Annotated in this window: 17 protein-coding genes; all 17 read right to left on the bottom strand. The window is 60.7% G+C overall.

What is annotated here, in order from left to right; translation table 11 throughout:
* Positions 1-7: 7 nt before the first annotated feature.
* Positions 8-739 carry a hypothetical protein gene (locus PSRA_RS08350; RefSeq protein ID WP_094661443.1) on the bottom strand — a complete coding sequence of 244 codons (732 nt, stop codon included), beginning with the start codon at positions 737-739 and terminating at the stop codon, positions 8-10.
* Between the two features lie 78 nt (positions 740-817).
* Positions 818-2,206 carry an SPFH domain-containing protein gene (locus tag PSRA_RS08345; RefSeq protein WP_158216378.1) on the bottom strand — a complete coding sequence of 463 codons (1,389 nt, stop codon included), beginning with the start codon at positions 2,204-2,206 and terminating at the stop codon, positions 818-820.
* Between the two features lie 402 nt (positions 2,207-2,608).
* Positions 2,609-3,628, bottom strand: a complete 1,020-nt coding sequence (locus PSRA_RS09435) for a linear amide C-N hydrolase (RefSeq protein ID WP_169712494.1) — start codon at positions 3,626-3,628, stop codon at positions 2,609-2,611.
* 263 nt (positions 3,629-3,891) lie between these two features.
* On the bottom strand, positions 3,892-5,169 hold the full coding sequence (gene tnpB, locus PSRA_RS08340) for an IS607 family element RNA-guided endonuclease TnpB (protein WP_245834958.1): 1,278 nt from the start codon (positions 5,167-5,169) through the stop codon (positions 3,892-3,894).
* The gene (locus PSRA_RS08335; protein ID WP_094661441.1) at positions 5,162-5,746 is read right to left on the bottom strand and encodes an IS607 family transposase; all 585 of its coding nucleotides are present in this window, start codon (positions 5,744-5,746) and stop codon (positions 5,162-5,164) included. The genes tnpB and PSRA_RS08335 overlap by 8 nt, the downstream gene beginning before the upstream one ends.
* Positions 5,747-5,862: 116 nt before the next feature.
* Entirely contained in the window at positions 5,863-6,771 is a 909-nt protein-coding gene (locus PSRA_RS08330) for a tetratricopeptide repeat protein (protein WP_094661440.1), read from the bottom strand.
* 212 nt (positions 6,772-6,983) lie between these two features.
* Positions 6,984-8,993, bottom strand: a complete 2,010-nt coding sequence (locus tag PSRA_RS08325; protein WP_094661439.1) for a hypothetical protein — start codon at positions 8,991-8,993, stop codon at positions 6,984-6,986.
* 346 nt (positions 8,994-9,339) lie between these two features.
* Entirely contained in the window at positions 9,340-10,122 is a 783-nt protein-coding gene (locus PSRA_RS08320; RefSeq protein ID WP_143516438.1) for a hypothetical protein, read from the bottom strand.
* 105 nt (positions 10,123-10,227) lie between these two features.
* On the bottom strand, positions 10,228-13,029 hold the full coding sequence (locus PSRA_RS08315; protein ID WP_094661437.1) for a GAP1-N2 domain-containing protein: 2,802 nt from the start codon (positions 13,027-13,029) through the stop codon (positions 10,228-10,230).
* Between the two features lie 70 nt (positions 13,030-13,099).
* The gene (locus tag PSRA_RS08310; protein WP_143516436.1) at positions 13,100-14,269 is read right to left on the bottom strand and encodes a hypothetical protein; all 1,170 of its coding nucleotides are present in this window, start codon (positions 14,267-14,269) and stop codon (positions 13,100-13,102) included.
* Between the two features lie 47 nt (positions 14,270-14,316).
* Positions 14,317-17,595 carry a zinc ribbon domain-containing protein gene (locus tag PSRA_RS08305; protein WP_143516434.1) on the bottom strand — a complete coding sequence of 1,093 codons (3,279 nt, stop codon included), beginning with the start codon at positions 17,593-17,595 and terminating at the stop codon, positions 14,317-14,319.
* Positions 17,596-17,622: 27 nt separating this feature from the next.
* Positions 17,623-19,293, bottom strand: coding sequence for an Hsp70 family protein (locus PSRA_RS08300; protein WP_158216377.1), 1,671 nt, complete (start codon positions 19,291-19,293; stop codon positions 17,623-17,625).
* 88 nt (positions 19,294-19,381) lie between these two features.
* Positions 19,382-20,371, bottom strand: coding sequence for a nucleotide exchange factor GrpE (locus tag PSRA_RS08295; protein ID WP_158216376.1), 990 nt, complete (start codon positions 20,369-20,371; stop codon positions 19,382-19,384).
* Between the two features lie 94 nt (positions 20,372-20,465).
* Entirely contained in the window at positions 20,466-22,097 is a 1,632-nt protein-coding gene (locus PSRA_RS08290; protein ID WP_094661432.1) for a TRAFAC clade GTPase domain-containing protein, read from the bottom strand.
* A gap of 18 nt (positions 22,098-22,115) precedes the next feature.
* Complete coding sequence (locus PSRA_RS08285; RefSeq protein WP_094661431.1) at positions 22,116-22,514, bottom strand: hypothetical protein; 399 nt, start codon at positions 22,512-22,514, stop codon at positions 22,116-22,118.
* A 34-nt stretch (positions 22,515-22,548) separates the two neighbouring features.
* Entirely contained in the window at positions 22,549-24,519 is a 1,971-nt protein-coding gene (locus tag PSRA_RS08280) for a nuclease-related domain-containing protein (protein ID WP_143516432.1), read from the bottom strand.
* Positions 24,520-24,841: 322 nt separating this feature from the next.
* Positions 24,842-25,909, bottom strand: a complete 1,068-nt coding sequence (locus tag PSRA_RS08275; RefSeq protein ID WP_094661429.1) for a DUF4236 domain-containing protein — start codon at positions 25,907-25,909, stop codon at positions 24,842-24,844.
* Between the last annotated feature and the right edge of the window lie 429 nt (positions 25,910-26,338).

Here is a 26,338-nt window from a genome sequence, read left to right as displayed (position 1 = left end):
CCCGCCCTCACTTAATGGCCAGCAGCTGGTTGGCGCGGTCCGTGTAGCGCAACTCCAGATCGCGACACAGCGCGGCCGTGGTCATCCAGTCGCCTGCCGCCACGCACTGGCGCAGCTGCGCGGTTTCGTCGCTGATCTGGCGCTCCATCTGCATGATCATGGGGTTCTGATGGGAGAAGGCGTCGGAGTAGCGCACGGTCTCCACGAGATGCTGCAGCTGGCTCACCACCTCCTGCGGCGCGCCCTTGCTCTGCGCCAGACGCATGGTGCCGTCCACATCGGTGACGCGGAAGGTCCACGTCACCTGCTGCTGGCGGCGCTCCTCGCGCTGGCCCAGGCTCGCGCTCTGCGTGAAGTAGCCCACGATCATGGCGATGAGGAACACGGCCAGGATGATGAGCTCGATGCAGAAGGCGATGCCCGCGCCCAGGACCCGCTGGGCCGCGAGCAGGATGGCGCCGACCACGACCTGCACGATGAAGTAGCGCGAGGCGAAGGCGATGAGCGGCAGGCCAAAGAACAGGGCCTCGGCGTTCGGACGCTTCACCGCGAAAGCGGGCGTGGCGAAGGCGAGGATGAAGGCGATCACCGTGAAGATGATGCCGATGACGCCCGCCGGGTGCAGCTCCCTGACGAAGGTGATGAGCACGGCCGCGTACACGAGGAAGATGATGCCGCCGATGGCGCAGATGGCGATGTTGAGCTTGCGCTGCGCGTCGATGTCTTTGTTGTTGTTCATGGTGTCCCCTTGGGTCTGTGGGTTATGCGTGGGTATGCCTTGTGTGGCTTATGTGCCCGAGCCGTCACGCGGCGAGCGTCAGTTCAGCTGGGTGCCGCAGAACGGGCACATCTTCCAGCCCGGCTGGGTCTCCTGGCCGCAGTTCGGGCAGGTGGGCTTGACGAGCTGGGTGCCGCAGAACGGGCACATCTTCCAGCCCGGCTGCACCGGCTGGCTGCAGTTCGGGCACGTCGCCGCGGCCGGCTGCTGCTGGTTCGGCTGGTTCGGCGCGGGCTGTTGGTTGGACGTGGCCTGGTTCGGTGCCGCTTGCTGCGCCGGCGGGTTCATCGTCTGCCCGTTCGCGCCAGCCGCACCATTCGGCGCACCCTGACCGTTTGCACCGGGCTGCTGGCCCATCGTATTGCCTGCCGCAGCAGCGGCAGCAGCAGCCGCGGGATTGTTCACCGCCGCGTTCTGGGGGAAGCCCGCAGCGCCGGCCTGCGCGCCGGCACCCTGCGTAGCGCCGTTCTGCATGGGCACGCCGCCCATGTTGTTCATCGCCTGGCTCATGCTGTTCATCGGATTCGTGATGTTGTTGCCGATCATGGAGTTGAACGGCTGCGTCATCGGACCCGAGAGGTTCAGTCCCAGCATGCCGCCCATGAAGGTGCCGGGCGTGCCCTGGTTGCCCGCAAGCGTCTGGAGCGTGTCCATCTGGCGCTGCTCCTGCCACGTGAAGCCCTGGATCGCACGCGATGCGGCCGCAGCCTGCGCATCCGTGATGGTGCGCATGGCCTTGCTGCGGGCCTCCTTGAACTCCTGCGTGTCGTCCTGGTCGGTGGTGATGGTCTCCATGAAGAACTGCGTGAGCTTCAGGCCATACTCCGCGAACTTCTCGGACAGCGGCTTCTCGATGGCCTCGCTCAGCTCGAGCAGATGCGCATTCGCCGTGAAAATATCGACTCCCGACGTGGCAAAGAACTTCGCCACCGTGTCGGACACGCGCGCGGAGATGATGCCGCGCATGTTCTTGAGCACCTGGTCGGAGCCGAAGTTCGTGACGAAACCGGAGAACTTCTCCATGAGCTTCTTCACGTCGATCGGCGTGTCACCCACGCAATAGCTGAGGTTTCCGTGCAGGCGCAGGTTCAGCAGGAGACCGTAGACCGGGTCCATCACCTGCAGCTTGCTGTCGGTGCCCCACAGCATGTCCATCGTCTGGACCTTGTTGATGAAGTACACCTTGCACGGGAAGGCCGTCTTGCCGCCCGTGAACATCTGCTGGATCTTCTCAAGGAACGGGTAGTTCTGCGTCTCGAGCGTGTGCGGGCCGGGGCCGAACACCTCGGTGAGGCCCTCGATGAGCAGCACCGCGTAGTGGTTCTCGTCGACGATGAGCTGGCTGCCGTAGTGGAAGTCCGTGTACGGGCTCTGCCACACGACGGCGCTCGGATTGCCCTCGAACTGGATGACGTCGAAAACGGCCATATGTCTTTCTCCTGACTTGGTGGCTGTATCCCTCTGGTGTCTGCGCGGCCGCCGGCTCCGTCCCGGACGCCGGCTGCGGTGCGTGGCGCGCGGCGCGGGCATCAGCGCGTATCAACGCGTTGGCGCGTAACAGCGCGTTGGCGCGACGGGCATACGATATGGCAGGACGCGACGCGGCGTTGACGCGAGCCCCGGAACATATTGCACCCCCGTCGAGCTACTTCGCTCACATACTATCACCGAACCATCACAGCGCGTCCGAACACGGCGCGCACCATCCCGCCCTGGAACGGTGGTACGGGTTCCGGACCACAGCACCGGTTTTCTCGCCAACGGTCGCCTTCACTGGTCACCCCAGTGCCAGCGAAGGCCACCGTTGCCGCGCACCAGGGCGCAGGCGCGTCACGCGTACACGGGGGCGAGGGGGATGTCGTACACGGCGGGCTCGGTGACATCGGAAACCGTGCGGCGGATCGTGGCATTCGTGCCGTGCGCGCTCACATAGATCGCGCGATTCGTCAGGTCGTAGCCCGACCAGTACTGCGTGCTGTCGCGGTACGTGCCGGACGGGTCGGATTTCTCGATGCCGCGCGGCACCACCACGCTGGCGAACACGTCGCGCAGGGCCCCGATGCCCTCGGCGCTGTCGAAATCGTCGATATACCTCGAGAGAAACGCGGCGCGCACGAAACGCGACGTGGACGTGTAGTCGCCGGGGATACCGAGCAGGCCCGAGCCGTACCCGATCTGGCGTAATAGCACGCCGCTGCCGGATGTGGTCTCGCCAAGCTGCGTGTGGCCGGCGTTGAAGCCCTGCAGCTGCACGTAGTTGCGCAGATTCGTGACCTGCCAGTCGTAGGTGGGCGAGTTCGTGAGCACACCGATGCTGTCAAGGACCGTGAAGCGGCCGTCGTGCAGAGGTTCGAGCACCACCGAGTCGCCGGAGGCATCGGTGAAGATGAAATGCGACGGCACCCGCGAGAAGGGGCCGGCGTCGGCAAGCGGCGCGAAATCCACATCGGCGCAGGCGTATTCGTCGGCGTGGTCGCGCACTTCGCGCACCGTGGCGTAGCGCGACAGGAAATACGATACGACCTCCTCGGTGAGCAGCGGCGTGCGGCCGTCGGCGCGGATGGCGTCGACCGGCGCCCAGGTCTGCTCGTCGAGCGCGTTGAGTTCCCCCGCGAGGCCGGCCTCGTTCACGCCGTCGAACAGCGCGACGGTGCCGCGCGGCGCCACTCCCCCGAAGGCGTAGCGTGCGGTCCACGATTCGATCTGCCCGTCCACGGTGGCGCCCGCCGGCCAGATGCCGACGACGGGGTGCAGCGGATCCGCCTCTTTGAAGATGTCGGTGATGAAATCAAGCGTGCGGCCGAAGAAGTAGTCGCCCTGGCGCGATTTGATGGTTATTGCCGTGCACATGTCTCCTCCTTGTCTCGTAACGTACGAGACCCGCGGACCTGCAAGCCAAGCACATCCGCGGGATGAATCTGATTGCGAGAATATGCACACGGCGCCGCCGAATCGCGGCCCCGCTATCGTCTTTCGCTCGCACCACCTATAAGCGTTGGCGATATCCGCCCGCCGGCGACATTGCCGCGATGTCACCGAATCCGTTGTAAGTCGGTTGGTTATTGTGAACCGACCGGCTTGCATGTCCCGGTTGCCCGGGGCAGCTCCAAGTCTCATGCCGGACGGGTCCGGTCGCTTGGTTCGCGTTTCACAGGGGTCCGCGTTGCCCGACGCTTGGCGTCGGCCCGTCTTACGTCCCCTCCGCGCGCGTTTAGGGTCTCCGGGGCACTCCCGGCGACCGGGGGATTCCAATCCCTGAGATTGACGGCCGCGTTCAGGTCACGGTCGGCCACGTACCCGCACCCGTCGCACCTGTAGGTGCGCTCCCCGAGGGCCAGCTTGGCTTTCACCGACCCGCAGTTGGAGCATCTCTTCGAGCTCGGGTACCATCGGTCCACGATGACGAGCCTGGCGCCCGTGCGCCTGCACTTGTATCCGAGCTGGCGGCGCAGCTCGTGGAAGCCCGCGTCCGCCACCGCCATCGCGAGACGATGGTTGGCCATCATGCCCTGCACGTTCAAATCCTCGATATGGATTTCCGAATAGGACGAGGGCAGGCGCGTGGTGAGCTTGTGCATGGCGTCGCGCCTGACGTCGGCCACCCGCCCGTGGAGCCGCGCGACCCTCCGGCGCTGTCTCTCCCGCCTCCCGGAGCCTTTCGTCATCCGGCCCAGGCGGCGCTGCGCCTTCTTCAAACGGCGCATGGCGTGTCCCAGCGGCTTCCCGTTCCCCACCACGGTGCCGTCCGACAGGGTGGCCAGCGTCTTGATTCCCAGGTCCACGCCCACGGTCCCCTTTTTCGGCGGCACGGGCGCGGGCTTCGCGGGCGGCTCCTCCACCGTGAGCGACGCATACCAGCGTCCGGACCGCTCGCTGACGGTCATGCGCAGGACGCGCCTCCCGCCCACGCGGGCGGTCACGTCCTCCATGCAGTGGACGCGCCCGATACGCGGCAGCCTCAACGCGCGCGGATCCCCCGGAACAAGGCCGAACGAGCCCGTCGTATACGCGAACGCCGGACGGGACGCGCGACGCGACTTGAACCGCGGGAACCCGACTCTCCGTCCCTTGCGTCTGCCGTGCCTGGAGTCCGACCAGTTTTTCAGCGCCCCGGCAAGGCACTCCAGGCCGTACGAGTAGCATTCCTTGCTGTTCTCGGCCCACCACGGGGCGATCGAATCCTTCGCCCCGTTCCACCACCTGCGCAGCGCGTACATGCCCCACTCGGGCCTCCCCCCGGCGTCGAGCAGCTCCCTGACATGCGCCAGACCCGCGTTATAGGCGGTGCGCGCCCCGCCCGCGTGGCTTCTCAGCAGCCCGGCCTGCCGCGGCGTGGGGTCGAGCGCCACCCGCACCGCCGCGCACCCGCCCGCCACACTCCGCCTACGCATCCTCGGCCGCCTTCAAAGCCGCCGCCGCCTTGTCCTTCGCGGCCCGGCGCCCGTACAGGCGCGCGCACAACGAGACGAGGACCTCCGTCACGTCCCCCACCAAGTCGTCGTCAAACTCCGTATCGTCCACCACGACCAGGCGTCGCCCCGCCGCCTTCAGCGCGCTTTCCACGAGTCCCGCGTTCACGCGGGCGAGCCTGTCGCGGTGTTCCACGATGAGCGTGGTCACCGTGGGGTCGGAGAGCAGACGGCTGAGCTTGCGCCGCCCGTCGTCCATGCCGCCGCCGACTTCCATGACCGTTTCCGGGGAGTCCACGCCGAGGCCGACGGCGAACGCCTTCAGGCGGTCGGCCTGACGTTGCAGGTCGGCCTTCCGGTCGTCGGAGCCGACGCGCGCGTAGCACACGGTGCGCCCCTCGCGCACGGTGTCCGCGGGCTTCTCGTAGCGCGGGTCGTGTATCAGCCACATGCCCGTCGGGGTTTTCTCCACCGGCACGGGCATGGTGCCGTCCCGGCACCACTTCCATACGGTATACGGGTTCAGGCCCTCCCGTTCCGCCCATTCACGAACTTGCATGGGATTAACGATACCATAAGGAAACCAAGAAAAAACACGAAATAAGCCACCAGCCTAACCCCCCCCAATACACCACCCTCCACAAACCACCCTCAAATTTCGTCCGCAGCCCGGCGTCACAGCGCCGCGGCGGTCGGATCCTCGTCGAGCTCCTTGCGCAGCTTGGCGATCTCCTTCTGCACGTCATCAAGGTGCTTCGCCGTACTGTAATACGGAGTGTCACGGCGACCCTGCGCGAGGTCGCGGTAATGGATCACCTCAAGCTTCTCGTAGTACCCGAGCGCCTTGAGCGGACTGCGCTTGACGCCCCTGCCGTCACGGTAGGCCAGGGCGAGCCGGCGGTACAGCGACTCCTTGTTCGCCTCGAACCACGAATTCGATTCCTCGTCCTCCGCCATCGTCACGGCATGGAGGATCTCGAGATACGCCCGCACGGCAACACGCTCGTTGCGCGGCACGCCGTACCCGTTGAAGAACATATCCGCCATCTTGTAGCGCGCCTCGGGATCCGACGGTTCCGCCAGATACACCACGTTGTAGCAGTCGCACGCCTTCTCCCTGTCGCGCTCGGTGCCGTGCCCATACTGATAGCAGTATCCGAGATTGAGCATGGCGCGTACTCCGCCGCGTGACGCGGCGCGCTCGTAGTATTCGAAGGCCCTGCGGTAGTCCTGCTCCCCCAGCGTGCCATCGTAGTAATACGAGCCGAGCAGCGTCATGGCCGTGGTCGGGTCCACCTGCATCTGCGGCAGGTCCTCGCCGTTGGGCGCCGTGCGGATAACCTCCTCGAGGGCCCCGCGCACGAAGCTCGACGCGCGCCGGCCGATCACGCTCCCCGAGCCGGTCATGATCCTCTTCGCCGTGTCGACGAAGAACTGCTGCACCACGGCCCATTCCGGCATGTCGGCCTGCTCGGCGATCTGCTTCTCAATGGACTGCAGCTCGTCGACGGTCACCTCGCCGAGTTTGTCATACTGCAGAGACTCCTCGAAGGACATCTCCTCGTCATCATCTGAATCATCCATGTCAATCCCATCCCTTTCACTTCGTTGTTTGATGTTTGCCGGTGTATTCCGCGCGGCTCCCCTCGCGGCTGGCGACCCCCCTCGCCTTCCAAATCCCACGTCCGTTGTAAAATTCGAATGTAGTCACACTCTACTACGTTATGCAAGGCAAGGCAAATCGTTGGAATTGCAAGGCTTTCCCACGATTTGCCCACACACGCCCCTCGCACAACCTACTGCGTCAACCGCGCGATCTTCGTCGCCGAGTTATCCCCCGCGTGGACGTCGCTCGGCGTCTTGGCCAGCGTGAACCGATACCGCGCGTCGCCGCAGTACTCGAGTATGTAATGCCGATCGCCGCGGATCACCTTGTACCCCAGGTCATCCAGCGTCGCCTCGAGCTGCGCCGTCATCCCGCGGTACCCCACCAGCGCGCGCCGCAGCTCCTCGCGCCGCTGCTCGTGCAGGCCCTCGTAATCGTTCGACTCCAGCACGTCGCTCAGCACATCCACCTTGCGCCAGCTCTGCTTGCTGTCGCCGTGCCCGCAGCCGTCCAGCTCATGCTTCACCGCCTCGAGCACGTAGTCGCGCATCTCGCGGTCGAAGAGGTCGTGCTCGCCGCCCGCATACACCAGCGGCGTCGATACCGCGCCGTTCGCAAACCGACGCGCCATCCGCTCGTTCTCGTCCCGAAGGCCCTCCACCTGCTGCGTCAGCTGCCTCACGCGGCGGCGCAGCTGTTCCACCAGCTCGTTCTGGCGGTCCGCCCTCTCGCGCTCTTGCTCGAGCAGCTCCTTCTGCTGCGCCAGGGATTCGTCAGCGTTGTCTATCAGCTCCTGCTGCTCCGCCTCAGCCTTCGCCAGCAGCTTGCGCCGCTCGTCGTCGTCGCGGCGCGTTTCCTGGTTGATCCGGCGCAGTTTCTCGTCTTTCTCCGCGTTCTGCCGCTTCTGCTCGTCAAGCTCACCCTCCTGGCGGCTCACGCGTTCGGAGAGGCGGTCGAGCTTGTCACGGCTTTCGGCAAGGTCGGCGCTCAGGCGTGAGGTCGCGTCCCTCTGCTGGCGCAGCTTCTCGCTCGACGCATCCAGCCGGCGCCGGGCCTGTTCGAGCTCGTTCGAGGCAGAATCGTACTGCTTTTCGAGCCTCTCGGTGGACGTCTGCGCAATCAGCGCGTTGACGCCGTCCCACGTGAATTCGTCGAACACATCCTCCTGCCGCAGGACGGCGAAGATGCGGCGGCGCACCGTATCGGCTAGGAATCCGCCGCGAACGTCATCCGCCACATGGCGCGGAACGGGGCGCTCCTCCACCTCGTAGCCGGTATCGCCGCGCGGCCACAGAATCGTCAGCGCGCCGTCGGTTGCAAGCTGTTCGCCGCACACCTGCGCCACCGCGGCGTCCATATCGTGGGACTCCTCCGTGAACACATGCGCCACGCCCTTGAGCTGCGAGGCGAGCAGATCCGCGTTCACCGCCAGGTCGCCGTCGGCGGTGCGCGAGACGTAGACGAGCGGCAGGCGCGTGGCGTGGCGCCCCTGCACGATGCCGCCGAACATGTCGAGCGTGTCGGCGGTGACGGCGGTCGGGCGCTTGCGGATCGGCATCTCGCCGTCGGGCTCGAGGTAGCCGCCGTCGATGAGGAACGAGATGAACCACGGCGTGGAGAAATCGCGGTCGAAATCCATCGTGCCACTGCGGAAAGTGCGGCTCAGCTGGATCTGCAGGCTGCGCTGCGAGAGGTTGAGGATATAGTCGGTCTGCCAGTGGATGCCCTTGTCGACTTTCTCCTGGCGGATGGCGACGATATGCGATTTCCTCAGCCTCGCGCGGATGGCGGCAAGCTGGGTGGCGCCCACATCGGCGCCTCGCGAAGAGGAGGCCTGACCGCGGCCTTTCTTGCCACCCTTCCTGTTCTTGCGGTTCTTCTGGCTTTTCGAACCGGCGTGCTTGCCGACCGCCTCCTGCAGGCTGACGATGGTGCGCGGGTTGCGACGACGAGCCTCCTTGTAACTTTCGAGCCATGCGGCGGGGAAGTTGCGGTCGAGCGAATCATCGCCGTATTCGCAGATGGTCAGCGACAGATCCGGCGTTCCGTAGCGCGCGGTGCGCACGCCCGGCTTCCAATCGATGCCGCGGACGCGGTTGAAGTCGTACTGGTTCTCCTGGTTGCAGCGGATGGCCAGCTCGATGAACGCGTCGGCGTCCAGCTTTTCGTTCGCTTCCAGGAATGCGGAAAACAGCAGCATGCGAATCCCCCTTCGGTATGTGCGGTGCGCGGGTTGTGACGCGCGGACGCTGGCGTGTGGTGCACGGCGCGTTCGCTTGCGGCGCGCGGCGCGGGTACTGGTGTGGCGCGGCGTGCGGGCTCGCGGCAGCGGTGCCGCGGGCGCGCACAAGCACCACGATTCAGTCTACGCCACGTGATGGTGGCCATTGACATCCCTCCGCCGGCATCGGGCGTCGCTCCATAACACTGTGATGCTTTGCGGACATTTTCGAGGTGTTCGATGCTGGTTTTTACACGATTTTTGTCCGTAAGCCATCACACTGTTACAGAATAGAGTCGGGCTCCATTCGTGCTTCACACAATCACTAGACTGCGGACATATACGTCAGATACGGCAGCATCACACACACCAGCGATGCCGTCACCCCGGCGAACTCTACAAAAAAGAATGCCCATCCGTTCGGATCTTTCTCCTGCTTCTCGCCGTCCTTGATCTTTTTATACGGTGCCACTGCGGATCCCGCAAGCAGGCACACGGCAGATACCAGCACCAACCCGAAATTCAACCGATGAGGTGCATCGAACTGCACTCCGTTCATCCTCAACTCCCACAGCGCCCCCGATGACATATGGAATTCCACATATGAGCCGACGGCATTAGACGTGAACGAATAAATCAGGAGAACCAGAATTACTCCGACGACAAAACACAAGATCATCGCAGACATAGGAGATACGAAGTGCTCGAAATACATGAACGTCAGATACAGCACGATGAAAGCCAGCAGAACGCCGATTGACATAACGATTGCCATGCCCCTGTAGTTATGCATCACCGCCGTGCCGAAAGGCTGGCCAATCGTGGCGGGATGGGATTCCACCTCCTGGCGCTGACTGCTGGCGAACTGCCCAAAGATCACGTTCCCTGCGACCAATGCAAGAACCATGACTGCCAGCGAAACGAACGACACTCCACGGGTCAGCTCCCTCGTCAGAACGGTAAGAGCTTTTCGTTCCTTCTTCGGCGAATCCGAATCCGAGGAACCACTGTTGGAGGAGTTCCTGCTCGAACCCGAGCCGGAATTCGAACCGCCGTACGGCGATTCAGATGACGTATACCTCTTGTTATGCGAATTGTTATCAGCCACGATTAACCCTTTCTGCTTTCCTTACGTGCTTCACGTAGCCTCGTATCGTCTGCGATGCCGCCGCTGCGAAATGCTCTTCCAATGCACCCGCACGGCATACCGCACTCACTTCCTGCCGAACCTGCGAGCCAGGGATCCAAAGAACCCTCGGTTCGCCTGGTCATGCTGACTTATGCCGGGCAATATTCGAATCATCAGCGTCTTCAACTCCTGGTTCGGAAGATTCCGTCCCATGTATTTGACAAATATCTCCGCCAGTCGCTTGTATTGCCGGCTCTGCTTCCCGTCATCGCTGGGGACATACTTCTCCAACACCGATGATTTAACCCCCGCATCGATCAGACAACGCGTCACGTCATTGACAAAAGACACCTCATCGATGCCCAGACCACGCGCCTCGGGATATCCAATCTCTTCGGGGTAACGAATCAGCAGATAGTCGACGAGCACCAGCAGCATGGCGGTGTCAACATTTCCGGCACGGATGATGTCATTCAGCACGAAGCGCGTCAATGCACCGGTGAACGGCATCGGCAGTGCGTGAAGCTGCAATCGCAAGAACATGCCGTCCGCTGTCACGTATTCCGCGAGCGACGACGCCATCTCCTGCACATACCTGTGTTGTTCCGCTTCCTGCAACACCTGCATGGGCAGCGTTCCTCCCTGACGGGTGGCGGTCTCGGTCCATTGCCGCGCTCTAAGAGCGTCGGATTTGGACCACAGCACACCGATCGAATGAATCGTCAGCTGCTGGGCTGCCAGCAAAAAGCGCCCAGGGACCGGAACCGACAGCATGCCATAGAGCCGGTCAAGCCGATCGATCTCGTCGCGGGCCTTTTCGACGTTCACGATGGGGATGCCGGATGTCAGGCCGGCGAGGGCATCGATTCGCCATTGCGGCGACACCACAGGCATCTTGGCGAGCTGTTCGAACACCGCGACGCTCTGCGCCCACGAAAGCGAAGAGACGCATCCCTCCCAGCACCAATCAACGAGAGCCTGGCCATAAGCTGCACCGAATCCTGCGGGGAGCGCTGGCAGAATCGTGGCAAGAAGATGCGCGAAGCCCACCATGTCATTCTCGGAACGGTTGCCCATCTCCTGAAGGAATCGAAAAGCATCCTCGCTCAGCCCACTGCCAACAAGGGACTGGAGAATCTCCGTCTTCCGCCGGTCATCACCTGAGAACAGCATGTCGGCGATCTGGCGAATCACGTACTCGCGAAGCTCCTGTGACGCGGAAGGATGCTGCAGAATCAGCAGGTCAAGCATAAGAGCGAGAGACGAATCGCCGCCCCATTGCCGACCGAGTTGCGAAGCCACATCCATGCCCGTCGAAGGCAGGGATGCCGCGACGATAGCGTCGGTGAGTTTTCGAACCGCGGCCGACGATTGCGGCGAGAATGCCGCGAGCATCTGCTTTCCTGAAGCCCCCGCAGGCAGGTTCACGCCCCGCACAACCTCAGCTGCGATAACCGAGGACGCCAACGCGGCATACTCCGACACCGACCACGGCACACCGGAACCGCTCGTCGTGACATCGAGAGAAAGGCCCGGATTCGCCGTCACCTCTGCAAAAACAGCGGAATCCAAGGATGCCGCGGCGGCTTTGGGAAGCACCCCGGCAACGTCATGTACCTGTCGGTACAGCACCTCGGATACTCCTCGCGTCGTCAGAAGTGCGGCGAGAATATCGCGAACCTCTTGGAATGCATATCCCCGGAGCTTGTCGTCTCCGGAGATGAGCTCCGCCACGCATTCAACGATGGCTTCTCTCGTCTCATCAGGAAGCTCGTCTTCACGCAGCGTCGACAGACAGGTATCAAAGAGAACGCGTCGCTGGTCGGCCGTTCCGTAATTGCTGAGGAACCGTCCGCAATCCTTGATTTCGGTTTCATCGCAATCGGCCAGCGTCATCGCTCCGGAATCAAGCTGGCACGCCAGATATGCGGAGGCAACACCCTTTCCTGACGCGGTATATGAGGTCCTTCCTAGAAAATCATGGAAAACCCTCATACTGTCAGGCGAATACTGCATGGCGGTCGCGACGAATTCAGCAAACAACGCAATCGTTTCGTCATCGTCCTCCCCCTCGAGCACCGGCATCACGCCGTTGTCCGGATCGAAGACAAAATCATACGGAAAGGCGTCAAGCGTCTCCGCCATACCGTCGACCGCCCTGATGACATCGGCGGAGGATTGGGAAGGCGCGTATTCGTAGAAAGAGAACCCCCAGTCCAGGGCCTGTTTCACAGGAAGAGCGTATTCGAGAGCAGAAACCCACACTGTGAAGTTCTCCGCCGAATCACGAATGATGATGCTTCGCACCGCGCCGTTCTTCGCCCTGACGAGCAGACATCTGAGCATCAGGGCGAAGAGTCCCGCATTATCGCCCTCCGAGAGGAAGCTCCTGACGGATTCCAGGGAGATCTCGCCATTTTTCTCAACGTTGACCTCGGGCAGATACTCCGGCCTGACATCCGAACGGACCCGATTCTCGTCAATCCACGTCACGAACGACGGCGAGTCGATGAAAACGCACGGATATTCGGTTATCGATTCCACCGGCACAAGAAGCGCGTGGCTTAGGAAGTTGCCGCCGCGCACGGATCCTTCGGGATAATCGCGCCCGATGTACGAGCAGATCGCCATGCCGTACAGCCCGTCGGGCCCGTCGAGTCTTCCGAAGCATTCGCGTCTCGGGAACAGTGTCTGTGCCTCCTGCGCTGTCGGCAAGGCGGGGAGCCCTGGCAGACGGGGCGGCTGGTACGATTGCAGGGTCCCTATCGCGTCCCCAGCGTCGAGCCATTCCTTGGTCTGCGGCGAATACGAGTAGTTCTGGAATCCCGACGATCCCCCGTCGATTCCCCGCCTGCAGGATGTATAGATTATCTGCTGCGCCTTCATAACATTCCTACGCTTTCGTCCACTGTCTCTTTCGGTATTCGCACGGTGCTTCGGTATTCACACCATGCGGTCACAGAATCCCGCGCTCATGCAGGATCCACAGCATGGCGTCTTCGATCCTTCGGGGAGCCGGCGGCTGGATCATGCCGTTCTCCGGCTGGCGGCCGAGGGCCGAGAACGCGAAGCAGGAGGTATGCGAAAAGTTCTGGTCCAGAACGGCAAGGAAATCGGCCTCGCCCCACGAACTGAGCAGCCCCCTCATCTCGCCGTCCACCGCCAGCCGATCGTTGTCATCGAAATGGCGGAACTGGACATGCGGCGACGGCTTCGTAATTTGAGAACCGCGCGGAAGCATATTGTTCTCCTCGAGCGCGTCGAGTTTGGAAAACGCTACCGCCACCGGGATGTCGATTTTCTGATTCTCCTTAAGCCCTTTCCCGACGCGGATGCAGTTCGCGGCACGAACGAGGACCTCTGCTTGCAGGCTGTCGTTATCGGTGTCGTTGGCGCCGATGGAACCTGCCACTTTCGACATGTCTCCGATCCGCCCAAGCACATTCGCGTTCGCCAGCGGGTCGATGAGGAAGATGATGCCCGCGGCGTGCTCCAGGTAGTTGGCGACGACATTCAGCGCCGTCTGATCCACCCAATCCTCGCCTGCGGAATCGAAGAAGACCAGTGTCTGGATCTTCATCTTCTTCATCATGCCGCCGGATTGCATCTTGAGCATTCCCAAGATGGGGCGATCGTCCTTTCCTCGGCCGCTTCCCGTCGTAACATGGCGCTGGGTCTGCGGAATCGGAGTGTGGTCTATATATAGGCTGCGTTCGAACCGGTCTCGGTACTGCCTCTGGTCCTCGTCGCCGTACAGCTGGAACGTTCCGCCGAAAGGCAGGAACATATGCTTGATCATCTCGTGGATGAGCACGCCGATATAGGTGCTCTTGCCGGAGCCTCGCGTTCCGACAAGAGCCACGATGATCTGCTCGTCCGTATCAATCGTCCGCGGCAGCTCATTGTGGCATGACGGGCACACCCTTGTGTGGCTCGTATGGTTGCATTTGTCGCACACGGCGCTGTCGGGCATCGACCACCACTTCGCCAAGGGCCCTTTCACAGCCTTCGCACGGAAATGGTGAGGCCTGAGCTGGGCCTTGACCCCCGCCCACCGGGAATACTCGTTGTCCTGCTCCGGCGTGCATGCGAAACGCTGCTCGCATGCGAATTCGACATCGTTCATGTCATGCTGCTCAAAACAGAAGGGGCAGACATACTGTTTCCTCATCGTTACCTACCAATCTCCGGGCTTGCTCCCGGCTCGCGTTCAAGATCGATCCTGTCGTAATCCGCCTCGTTGACGAAAAACAGCTTGTACTGAAGGCCACGTTCGAGAATCCGGGGCGGAATCTCGAATTCGGCGCCTCCTGGGGCGTTCTGCGGAGGAACGGATACGGCAACAATCCCTTGGTTGCGGAATACAGGCGCCGCGTATGACATAACGCGCAGTTCGCACGCCGGAATCACGCAGTTGGCGCTCAGAACGAGCTTCGCCGAATGCAGCTTGCCAAGGAACGATTTCGAATCCACCCGGTACCTGATCTTCTGGCTCTTCGTGAAACCGAACGTCGCCATGCTCCCTGCGGAATAAGACATGGCGTCGCCTGATCCGAACTGCGCGTACAGCGCAAAGTAGTAGAGCGCCCCAGGATTCAGTCCTTCCACGAGAATGCCCTTGTGCATGTCGTACAGATTCCTGTTCACGATCTGGCGGGCGCAACCCCTTTCCTCGGCGGACATGGGATACCTGTCGGTGCGCCATACGAGAACGACGTGTTCGCAATCCGCCGGCCAGTCAAACATCACGAAGGCGTTGGCGCCTGTCGGAACGATGTTCCTGATGACAACCGCCTGTTTTCTCGTCACGACGGTCCGGGCCCCCATGATGGCGGAGTTTCCGTTGACCGTGGCGGCGAAAACGTGATAGATGCCATCGTCGGGAAGCGCAAAGACACCCATCCCAGGACGCGTGACCATCACCTGCAGTGGCATGCACCTCTCGTTCATGTCTCGGACGGGAACGATGCTTTCCTTGGGAAAGCTCGGCTTCTGCGCACTGTAATAGAACCTCACCTCCCCCTGCTCGGGCTGGTCCCATTCCATGACGAAGGAGCCATCCGGCTGCAGCTGGGGGAACAGATAGGTGACCGGCTCGGGCGGAGCGCTGGAGATGCCCGACACCGACACACCTCTGGAATAGAAGGTCTTGCCCGTGTCTCGGTCATGGTAACGAAGGAAAATGGTGTAATAGTACGTGATTCCATTCGTCAATCCCGAATCCTGCAGACCTTCGAGAACGACATTCGCGACCATCGTGCCGTCGCCGGGACGCACAGGGGCATGATCGGAACTGCGCCATGCCTCCACTTCGGCATTCGCGGGCACGCCCGACCACGCGATGCGGATCGACGAATCGTCGCTCGTCAACTTCACACCGCATACGTCGAACAGCACCGACACAGGGCCGATTGCGACCACATCAGAGCAACGAGGCCCCAGCTGGGACACCACAGCGTAGTAGTAGGGCACGTTGGGCTCGAGGGCATCGTCCCTGAAATCCGTGGCCGGGATATTCTCGGCAAGGATATCCCCATCGGACGGCCCGATGGGGCGCGAGTACTTCTTGCGCACAACGGTATAGGTTCCCGTTTCCCCAGGCTTCGCACTCCACCGCAGCACCACACGTCTGCCGTCCGGAGACACACTCGCTGCCAGATTCGTGACGGAGTCCAGACGGTACGTCGCCATCGCGGACAACAGCCCCGGGTAATCACGGCAGGCCTGCCATGCATGGGCAAGGGAGCTACGCTTCTGAGCACCCTCGCCGGCTTGGCTCATGAACATCTCGGCCGTTTCGATACCTGACGAGATGAGCTCTTCCGTCTGGATGTCCTGGTAGCCCTTCGCCCGGCTTTTCAAGAGACCGTATAGTTTGCGCGCTTCGATCATGCGATGGTCGGAAACGGCCTGTTTCAGTCTCTCGAGATCCGGCCCGAAGGTCTTGCGTCTCGATGCGAGGTCGTTCCTCGCATCAGAGATTCCGGGAAGGTCCTTCCACAGTCTGCCAGCATCGTCAAGCAAGGCGGATGCCTCGCTGAAGCGAAGCGCTTCGAGGAGCCTCTGCGCTTCATCGCACAGCGATGAAGCCTGTGCAAGTTGGCCATAGTTGTAGGAACAGTTGGTGCAGAATTTCGTATCGGCACGATTGATGGTCCCGCACTGGGGGCAAGGCATGGTGAGCCTGCCGCCGCATGAAGTGCAGAAAGCGATGTCGTGCGAGACAAGGGCCCCGCACCATGGGCAGAATTCGAGTGTCTGCTCATGTGGGTCATCATGGCTCGCCGCGGCATAGGCGATGCCGACTTGCGTGCAGTACCCGGACAGGTAGCCGGTCGCCTCGGCTAGCGTCAACTTGCTCCCATAGCGGGAGGCGATCTCAACGATGCGCCTGGCGTATTGGTCGCCGAGCGACATATCTAGCCGATGCGTCACCGAGCATGCCAGCTTGACTTCTTCGAACAGCTTCTGGATGGACTGGTAGCTGACGTATTCGTCGTATTCCTTGCGCGAGGCATCCGTTTTGAAAACCTCCGCGCACAGTTGGTACAGCTTCTTGTGGTCGCTCACCTCGGCGGATGCCTTGCTCGGCAGCTTCTTGCGGTCTTCCTCCGCCCATGCTCTCCATTGCGCGGTCGACGTACCCTTCAGCTTGGAGACATGGCGTCCGCCAACCTCGCGCCCGCCGACGGAATGGGGATTCTCTCCGCCAAGCAGATCGTAGAGCGAGGAATAGCCGTTCGCGGCGAGCGCCGACTCATGCGTATGGAAACGGGACCATCCCTTCGGTTTGGACAGCTCATGCTGCTGCGGCGTCTCGTCCTTGCGAATCTGGGTTTCCTTGGGAACAAGCGCGCGAGCTTCGCTAGCGGGGATGGAAACACCCAGCTTCTTCTGCACGATTTCCGCAGTTTTCTCAATCTCGCCATCGAGAACATACCCCTTGATGGCGAAGATGCGCAGCTCGTCTCTGAATGATTTCTCTACGATACGCCTAGCTTCGTCCCAGGCCTTCCGCCGTTCCTCGCGGGTCTCCAACCGTTTCTGGGCATCCTTGGCCAATTCCTGATTACGGCTCGCCGCGGAGGCCTTCGCAGCGTTCTTCAACGCATCATGCGACCACTGTGCCTTCTTGCCCTTGATGGCGGCATCGATTGTTTTCCGAACGGCCGGATCATTATCGGAGGTGCCGACAAGATCATTGTGGAAATCGAAAATCCCAAAAAGAAGATAGGGATTCTTCAGCTTGTCCATACTCATTTCCGTTTCTCTATGTTCCGCTTCCGCCACAGCATGACGGCGGCGGATACATGTGTGTCGAACGAGACGCAGGCCGGCCGACAAACGGCGATGCCGCGAACCGCTCCGCGCCGGCTGCTCCCGGGTTTCCAGAAGACACGCGAACCCGCCAGCCGCAATACCTGCCGACCGGGGCTTGGAGAACTTCTGCACCCCGGCCGGCAGATCAGCGGCTGTGTCTCACTCCGACGCTAGGGCGGTGCTGGCCACGCGCTTCTTGGTCTCCTCGACTTCCTTCTGGCTGAGGACATTCTCGGCATGCCACTGCGCATCGACGGTCCTACCCGAGGTCTCGTCCTTGGCGTGCAGCGACACGGTTCCGTCCTCCGTCAGTTCCAGAGTGACGGAGATTTCGGAATCCTTAGGAGTATGGGGATTCAGCGTCAACTCGGCATTGCCAAGGAAACGATCCTCATCCACGGCATACTTGTCGACCTTGTCCGGCGTCTGGTACACGGCAAGCTCAACATAATCCTGGTCATCCTCAAGAGTCATGAAGCCTCTTGTGGAGTTCGCCGGCAACTCATCATCCTTCATAATGACGTTGTAGATGTACTTCTTCCCATCCGCGGGATCAACCGCCCTAACACCGAAACTCTTTGTGGAGACCGACACCACCTTGATCGGAGCCGTGCCGCCGCCCAGCATCGGCAGGGCGGATCCGCCGCCGCCCAGCATCGGCAGGGCACGCTTCTCACCGGTTTCCTGATCGACGGCATAATCATTGCCCTGCTCGTCCGTCTGCCTGACCTCACCTTCGCGCAGCTTCGACTGCTCATCAGCCTGGAGCATGGCATAGATGGCGGCACCCTTGGCGACGGCCTCGTCAGGGTCGAAGATCTTCGGTTCGATGCCGAAATGCTCCCTGACGCCGTTCTGAATCTGGGGCATCTTGGTCGATCCGCCGACGAGCAGAATCTGGTCGATGGAGATGCCCTGCTCCTTGGCGGTCGCGACAGCCTTGTCTGCAAGCTCGAGGGCGCTCTCGGCAAGGTAGCTTGTGGCTTCGTCGAATTCCTCACGCGTGACCTTGACTTGGGCACGAGAGCCGTTGAAATTCAGAACCTGCTTAGCCTCCTGACGGTTGGTCAGCGCCTGCTTGGCCTTCTCCGCCTTGATAGCGAGGTCCTGTAGGAATTCCTCGTTGTCATCGTCCTCGAGGGGATTGCCCGGGTAGCCGGAGGCCTCGATGAATTTGTCGACGAGAAGCTGGCTCATGACAGCGTCCCACTTCTTTCCACCGAGGTCGTGGTCGCCTTCCGTGGTGATGACGCGAATGGTTCCGTTATTGATGTTCATGATGGTGATATCGAAGGTGCCGCCTCCCAGATCGTAGACCATCACGTTCTGGTTCGAATCGGACCGCGTGACGCCATAGCAGATGGCCGCGGCCGTCGGCTCCTCGATGACGGCGAGCACATTGAGGCCGGCGATCTCCCCGGCCTGCTTGGTGGCGGTGCGTTCCGCCTCGCCGAAGTACGCGGGGCAGGTGATGATGACGTTCTTGACCTCGTCATCGAGCTGCTGGCTCGCGTAGCGGGCAAGCTCCTTGAGAATGTAGGAGGACACCTCCACCGGGGAGATGTCACGACCATCGATCTGGATGGCGATATCGGTCTTGCCCATGAGCTGCTTGACGAAAGCGATTGTCCTTTCCGGGGACATCACGGCGGAGTCCTTGGCCTGCTGGCCGACCACGACGGTGCCGTCGTCATCCCACTGTACAACCGACGGAGTGGTGTCCGAATTCGTGTCGACGTTCTTGATGACGTACGGCAGGCCGTCCTCGCCCTGATAGGCGATGCAGGAGTATGTGGTACCCAGATCGATACCGTAGACGTATTTCGACATTGCTTGTCCTTTCATATGCCGATGATTAGCTGGTTTTTCAAATCATGATGGGCGCGAAGAGTCGCGGCGTATCGGGATTCCCGTACGCCTACTCTTGCGGGGAGTCCTGCACAGGCTGGGCCGTGGCATCGGCAGCGGGCCGCGGGCGCAACTTGCACACCACGACCTTCTCCTTGTACAGAACGTTCGCCCCCAGGGCATAGCCCGGTGCAAGGGAGCGCAGGACGGTGCCTTTCCTGGCGGCATCGTCGACATCCTCGTATTTCACGGCACGCTGGCGAGTAGCCACGAAACGCTCGCCCGGTTCGGTCTCGATGCGTTCCACATCGTTTTTCTCGAGCACGTACTCAAGGGATTCCTCGACCCCTTCAAGGGCTTCGACCGCCTTCTCACCGCCATCGATGGACTCGTAGCTCTGCTTCGACTTCCGTATGTCGTCAAGGGCGTCGACGATGTCGTAGAGAACCGGACGGAGCAGATCCTGCTTGAGCCCATCCCTCAGCTCCTGCAATTCGGCATGCTGACGGGTGATGATCGTCTCCTTCGCCTCGTCGTACTGCATGCGCTGGCGGAACTGTTCCTGAAGACCGGCCAGAGATTGCGAGACGGCGCTGATCGATTCGGCGAACTCGGCGCGGAAAGCCTCCATCGCCTGGACCTGAGCCGCGAGCGCCTTGGATGTCTCGTCAGCGGCATCCGAGTCCTCGCTGGGCACTGCAGACGCAACACCTGCATTCGTGGGAACAACGGCAGGAACAGTCTCGGGATGTGGAATGCCGGCATCGGCGGCATTGTTGCCGGCTTCACCGCCTGCGGCATCCGGCACAGGAGCTGGCTGTCCGAACGCCGGCACCGCATTGTCGGGAGCCACCGGCTGCTGGACGCCGGTCGGTGCCTGAGCCGGGGCGCCGGCCGCCGCACGTGCACTCTGTGCTCCCGCTTGCGCTCCTGCTTGCGCAAAATTCTGTGCAAAGTCCCATCCGAACCGCGTGTTTTCCCGATCCTCGTCATCTCGCGGAGGAAGAGGAACGGGAACGCCCTGCTGGCCGTTCGGAGGCACGATCGGCTGTTCTTCCATGTGTGTTCCTTTCTGGTTGTACATTGCTGTTCATCCATTGCATTGCGACGCCGTTCGCATATGCTGCGCGAGGTGACGCAGCATATGCGCAATCTCATACCTGCGTTCTGTTGATCTGTCCGACGAGATTGTCGTAGATGCCCGGATACGGCTGAATCACCGGAAGCTTCGCCTTGGAGAACTTTCTGCAGTTCAGGGCCTGAGCGAGTTTCGGATCGCTTTGGTCGATGATCCAATCCATGACCAGGTCCACGTTCCGCGGCATGAAAGGCCCTGTACCCGCTCCTGCGGTATGACCGATGGCGCTGACGGAGAAGTAGCGGCAATGAGCGAAATTCGCATCAAGATTGGCAACGAAGCTCATCTCATCCATATCGGCGAAGAACTGACGGCACAGAAAATCCATCGTGTCGCAATCATCGGCGAACTGATTCCGCACGGCACTCGCCTGCATGAGTCGGACCGCGGTCTGCCCGATTCGTGTCTCGAGAGCGGGCGCCTCATCGACCTTGTTAAGAACGACGGCAAGCGGTATGCGCACCTTGGAACCAGACCTCGCGATATTCGTTACCTCGTTGACGGTATTGTTCAAGGCATCGAGAACATTCTGCAATGGAGCCGTGCTCGCGGCACCCCAATCGCCAAGGGAGAGCTGGCCGCCGAAGCGTGCCTGCGCCTGTCCCACCGTCATGGGGTCGATGACGAGGATGATTCCGTCGCAGTGCTCATACTGGCGCTGCTGTTCATGGACGTTATTGTCAACGAATGTCTCGCCGGCGATATCGTACATCTGCAGCAAGCGCCTGGGTTTCAGATCTTTGCCTTGGATGAAAATGCTCGTGGCGAAGGCGCTCGACCGATCGTTCGTGGTCACCGTGGCAGTTTTCGCCACCACTCCATTCGCGTAATCGCTGGCCATCCGGTCGATTTGCATCACTTTGTCCGCATTCTCGTTATCGAATTGGATCGTCAGGTCATTGGCGGATGCACGATTGCGCATCAGGCCATTGACGTAGGCGGTGATCAACGCCGTCTTGCCGGATGACGCACCGCCCACCACTGGAACACAAATCGTACGGCTTCCGGCGCCGGCAACAAGCTCCTTGTGGCCGGACTTCAAACATTCCGGGCAAACACCGGTCAGATTCCTTCGGGGGTCCTTCGCAACGAGAACGCTTGAGGCAAGCTTCATTCCACAAGTGCAGGTGTGGTGCAGCGCTCCATATTTGTTCGGGAACAGAAGTGCATGCATGGCGCCACAGCTCGGGCACACATAGACCGGCCTTTTGAAACGGGAATGGCAACGGTCGCATACAAGGGAGACTCGACGCAGCCTCAGGCTCAGGTCGTCAATCAACCTGGCAATACCCAGCCCGATGATGCCGAAGAACTGCATGGCGAAAGATACCACCACATGCGGCAGCAACATGAAGAGACAGAAAACCACACCGGCAATCACCAGGACCGCCGAGTAGCAAATCCAGAAGATATACTGGACGATCCATCGGAGAATCCAGCCGAAAGGAGTTCGACCTTTGGCTTTGTCCGGATTATTGTCGGATACCGCAAAACTCCAGGTCATGCCGGCTATCTTCGAACGGATGGAGTCGAGTGTTTTCGCGACCACCTTCCGGATATCCTCATAGCATGGCCCGCAGTAATATGCCGTCTCGGAATTCTCGACCGACCACAGTTTCACGGTCTTGGTCTGGGCTTTCTCAGTCATAGCTTCACCTCTGCGCTTTCACTTGACGGGGCCTGAGAGCAGGAACGACATGAGTTCGGAAAACTGATGAGCTGCCTGCGGCGGAACGAGCAACACGATGGCGACGATGACGGCGACGGACAGAATGGTCGACGCAATGCCGACCACGATACCGGCCGATTTTCCGAATCGCGCCTCGTACACTTCGTTGATGACGTGGTAATAGCCCTTGATAACGCTCCAAAGCCCCGCCAGAAGTGCCAAAATCGCAATCACCGCTACCCCGTAGCGCACGATGACGGAGATTCCTGTGCCGGCGGCATGGAAGGTTACTCCAAGTGCGGGAAGGAGCGTGTTGCTGAAGAACGGCACGAGAATGTGGTTGATAAACTCGCAAAGAAGCCAAATTCCGATAATCACCAATATTGCGGTCCACATATTTCTCTCCCTTCGATTTTCTGTTAGGTATCACTTACTGAACGTTGGACAATCCGTTCGGGAACCGTGCGTCGATGACGGACGGCGCGACGCGCCGGAACAGGACCTTCCGTGCCGGCGCCCCATGATCGGACACGAACGCCTGTGCAATCACCGGCTTCCCGGCAAAGCCGACACCGGAGGAACCAGTCGCACCCATCACCGTCGCGATCGTCTCCGGCGAAGAAACGTGGAAGCACACATGAATCTGCGCCGCATCCACGAAATAGGCCGGCAGGGATACTGTCGACGGACGCTGGGTCATAAGGATGACGCAGACGCCCATTCGCTGCCCGTCCTTGAGAATCGTCCGCAGATATCTGTCGATGTCATCCAGTTCCTGCGGCCTATCGGCGGGTGATGCGCCGGAATCCAGGTCTTGGAACCCGAACAGATTCGAGCTTTCGTGAATGGTGAGAATTTCCAGTTTTTCGCCACCGTGAGAATCGTCTTCCCAGAATGACTGCAGGCCTTTCTTCCGCAGCCGCGACTTGCGAGCGGAAAGCGAGACATACGCGCTTTCAATTTCTCCAGCCACAACATCCAGCCCGTCAATCAGCCTGGAATAGGAATGGCAGGAGTTTTCGAAACAACTGAAGCACGATGAGTTCTGTCCATTGCAGTCGACTATCCGCACTTCCGCCTGGGATGATGCGAGAAGCGACGCGACGACGGATTGCATGCGCATGACGGAACCGGAGCCTTGCTCACCCGCCACAACAACACCCGACACGTTGCGGAAAGACAGAGGCACGCTCTGGCCATCAGCGTCCCGAAGGATGTCAAGGTCGGCCCCGTTTCTGAACTCAGCAAAATCGTCGAGGTCAGCGGCTTTCCAGGATGCGGCATTGCTCTCGCGCTTCGGCGTCGAGTTCGAGCTGGAATGCGTGTTCCTGCCGTTCTTCCACCGGTTCGAGGCATCGCCGCCTTTCTTCGACGGTGCCGGCTTGATACCTGCGAGGCGATCCCATGTTGGGGCGGGCCATTCGGCCACGGGCATGGGCGAATCCAACAGGGACAACGCGCCGTCGTAGCCTTTGACGAGCGTCGCGAGATAGCCTTCCTCGGCTGTTTTCGTCGGATCGAACGTGCAATACGACGAATCATGCTGGCCACGCTCGATGAGCATGTCTTTGAACTGTCCGTATCCCATGGCGGGGATATTGCCCGGCCAGTAGATATCGGGGTCGAGGGTCGCCTCCCCCAGTTCGCCGGGGACAAGAACCACGAAGGACTCCACCGTGCACCGGCTGCCTTCGGAAGCGAGGTATTCGGAAAGGTTCTTCTGCGCAAAGGCCATGTTCGCGCTGAAGATATACGGTTCATGGGCCACCACACGCGCCTTCTGGTACATGCAGAACATCGCCTTGCCAGGTATAAGCGAGTGATACTCGAGCCCGGCCCTGTAGTTCTTAACATCAACGAGAAGAATGTGATCGCCGAACTTCAGGACGCAGTCGATGTCATTGCCCATGTCATTGCGGGTTCCATCTTCCTCGGGATTCCACAGCGACCAGAAAGAAACGCAATGGTCGAGGAAATGGTCCCACGAAAGCAGTTTCGCAAAGATGAGCTCGCCTGTCGCTCCGGAATGCACTTCCTTCTTTCCGAACTGGCTCTGGTGCAATCCGGATCCCGGCATGCCATAGATCCTGGCGCCGTCGACATCATGGCGCCATGTTTCCGCATAGGCCGCCTTGACCTCTCGTGATGCCTTGGGAACGAGCCCATCATCGATGACGGGCGAATACGAGTCATCGTGCTGGAGACCGTACTGCTCGATGGCGTCGTGCCATCCTTCGCTGATGTCATCATCCGTCGGCTTGCGAACGGCATCCCAGAACTCTTCGCCAGCGTCATCGCTGCACGGAGCGTAGGGGATTACGGCGTCAGAGGAATACCCCCCCCCGAAGCCTGATGGCGTCATCATTTTAGAGAACGCATCGCGGAATAGCCCCATTGCCATACCCCCCTATGCCCTTCAGGCTGCTCCTTCAACACAGCCACTTCCATACAGGCGTGCGCCTGTCTTCCTGAAGAAAGAATAGACGCAATCCGTTTCCATCTCAAATCGGCACGATTCCGACTGGATTTAGGCCAATTCTGCACCATATTTCCACACCAATCCCACATGTGCCTTCCGGCAGAATGAGGGCATGAGAGACGCTGGAGGAAAACAAGGCACCTTGTCACTCAAGGTGCGCCCCAGTGCGTGCAGGCCCGTCTCGGAATCGTTCCAAGACGGGCCTGCACGCAATCAGCCTTTTCATACACAGACTGCGATCGGGTTATCTGATGAATTCCTCAAACCGCTTCGCAGACGCACGCATCTCCTTGGCGGTCTCGCTGTTAGAGCACATCAGCTCGATGTGCAGCCCCATGTCAGAAGTCACTGCCACATGGCCGTATTCGCAAACCGGAACCTGTTTGTTGTCTTTGAATCGCCGGTCAGGAGTCCCGTTCTTATTCACCCGGAGCCACGTCTGGTCCACGACTTTCGCGTCGCTGGGAACCTGATCGGTTTCCACAAACTCGATTGTGTCAAAGTCCATGTCTGCGTCCTCGTAGCTGATGGCGCCCACATTCGTCCTGCTGACGACGAGAATCTTGTCAGGCAGGAAATAGACCCGCTGCTTGCGAAGCCGCAAACCGAACGGGCGGACGTTGGACTCCACGAAGAATGGCATCGCGCTGGTCGCCCTGACCGGGATCCTCTTGAGCGCATGCGACGCCCCGCCTCTCGCCTTGCCGTCCAGATCGCTCTCAGACACCGCCTGCCAGAACTTCTTGTTGTTGTTCAGACTCATCCAGATTGCGGAAAGGTCGTCATAGGCAGCACGCGCCTCGTCATCGAACGAGTACTCCATCGGGACCTTCATCGTCAGGCGAACGACGACCTTGAGCACAACACCCACGATTGCCGTGACGATGAAAACGGGATACGCAGCAAGGATGACCGTCGCAATCAGCCAAGTGCTGAGATAGTCGAGCCTCAATGCCTTCTTCATCTGACCGAGCAGCTCCTCGTATTCAGCCGGCTGATAGTCGGCCGCGTTCACGCTCTCGGTGCTGGTGGCGTTCTCCGTGAGCACCTGCTGGTTCGGGTACGTGCGCTGGGATCGGCTCGCCGTGTTCGAGCCGCGGGCACGACCCGATTTGTTCGAGCGCTTCTTCCCGCTTTCCGAAACGTACGAGAACCCGGTGCCAGGTATGAAGAACGTCTTTCGCTTCGATCCCCTGGCCGTTTTCGTGTAGCGGAAGCCTTTCGTGCCCCAGCTGTATCCGATGCCGCTTTTGCTGACGTTCACCCGGAATCCTCCGCCCAGATTGAAGCTTTTCCGAAAACGTATTCCCATGGTGCACCCTTCTCCCCTGCTGTTTTTGTGGTGGCGGGACCGCCTATTCGAGACAGTACCATGCCATGACGAACTTAATCACCGCGGAGTCAGTAGGGGTCAGTGGGCTCCAGCGGACGTCAATGGTGGAATAACCGCGAAATCGATATGGCCGCCGCATCCGATTCGGCACTGCCACAATAACAATGTGATGCTTTGCGGACATTTTCGAGGTGTTCGATGCGGTTTTTACACGATTTTTGTCCGCAGGCCATCACACTGTTACAGAATGGAGTCGAACTCCATTCTCGTGTACCGCTCAGCCCCTGCATGCGACCCCACCGCTATCACATCTTCGCCACACCGACGGTGCAGCGTGGAGTTACAATCCCAGGGTGAAGAAGGACCAGCGACGGGCTCTTTGCACAGGACACATTGCACACCAAGGAG

Origin of the sequence: Pseudoscardovia radai (assembly GCF_002259605.1) — a bacterium.
GTDB classification, from domain to species: domain Bacteria; phylum Actinomycetota; class Actinomycetes; order Actinomycetales; family Bifidobacteriaceae; genus Pseudoscardovia; species Pseudoscardovia radai.
The sequence above is the reverse complement of the archived record's forward strand: the minus strand, read 5'-3'. Positions and strand labels throughout refer to the sequence as shown.

What these genes read in the sequence shown, in the direction of transcription:
- PSRA_RS08350 (WP_094661443.1), bottom strand. Translation starts at nt 739, where the DNA reads ATGAACAACAACAAAGACATCGACGCGCAGCGCAAGCTCAACATCGCC.
- PSRA_RS08345 (WP_158216378.1), bottom strand. Translation starts at nt 2,206, where the DNA reads ATGGCCGTTTTCGACGTCATCCAGTTCGAGGGCAATCCGAGCGCCGTC.
- PSRA_RS09435 (WP_169712494.1), bottom strand. Translation starts at nt 3,628, where the DNA reads ATGTGCACGGCAATAACCATCAAATCGCGCCAGGGCGACTACTTCTTC.
- tnpB (WP_245834958.1), bottom strand. Translation starts at nt 5,169, where the DNA reads ATGCGTAGGCGGAGTGTGGCGGGCGGGTGCGCGGCGGTGCGGGTGGCG.
- PSRA_RS08335 (WP_094661441.1), bottom strand. Translation starts at nt 5,746, where the DNA reads ATGCAAGTTCGTGAATGGGCGGAACGGGAGGGCCTGAACCCGTATACC.
- PSRA_RS08330 (WP_094661440.1), bottom strand. Translation starts at nt 6,771, where the DNA reads ATGGATGATTCAGATGATGACGAGGAGATGTCCTTCGAGGAGTCTCTG.
- PSRA_RS08325 (WP_094661439.1), bottom strand. Translation starts at nt 8,993, where the DNA reads ATGCTGCTGTTTTCCGCATTCCTGGAAGCGAACGAAAAGCTGGACGCC.
- PSRA_RS08315 (WP_094661437.1), bottom strand. Translation starts at nt 13,029, where the DNA reads ATGAAGGCGCAGCAGATAATCTATACATCCTGCAGGCGGGGAATCGAC.
- PSRA_RS08310 (WP_143516436.1), bottom strand. Translation starts at nt 14,269, where the DNA reads ATGAACGATGTCGAATTCGCATGCGAGCAGCGTTTCGCATGCACGCCG.
- PSRA_RS08300 (WP_158216377.1), bottom strand. Translation starts at nt 19,293, where the DNA reads ATGTCGAAATACGTCTACGGTATCGATCTGGGTACCACATACTCCTGC.
- PSRA_RS08295 (WP_158216376.1), bottom strand. Translation starts at nt 20,371, where the DNA reads ATGGAAGAACAGCCGATCGTGCCTCCGAACGGCCAGCAGGGCGTTCCC.
- PSRA_RS08290 (WP_094661432.1), bottom strand. Translation starts at nt 22,097, where the DNA reads ATGACTGAGAAAGCCCAGACCAAGACCGTGAAACTGTGGTCGGTCGAG.
- PSRA_RS08285 (WP_094661431.1), bottom strand. Translation starts at nt 22,514, where the DNA reads ATGTGGACCGCAATATTGGTGATTATCGGAATTTGGCTTCTTTGCGAG.
- PSRA_RS08280 (WP_143516432.1), bottom strand. Translation starts at nt 24,519, where the DNA reads ATGGCAATGGGGCTATTCCGCGATGCGTTCTCTAAAATGATGACGCCA.
- PSRA_RS08275 (WP_094661429.1), bottom strand. Translation starts at nt 25,909, where the DNA reads ATGGGAATACGTTTTCGGAAAAGCTTCAATCTGGGCGGAGGATTCCGG.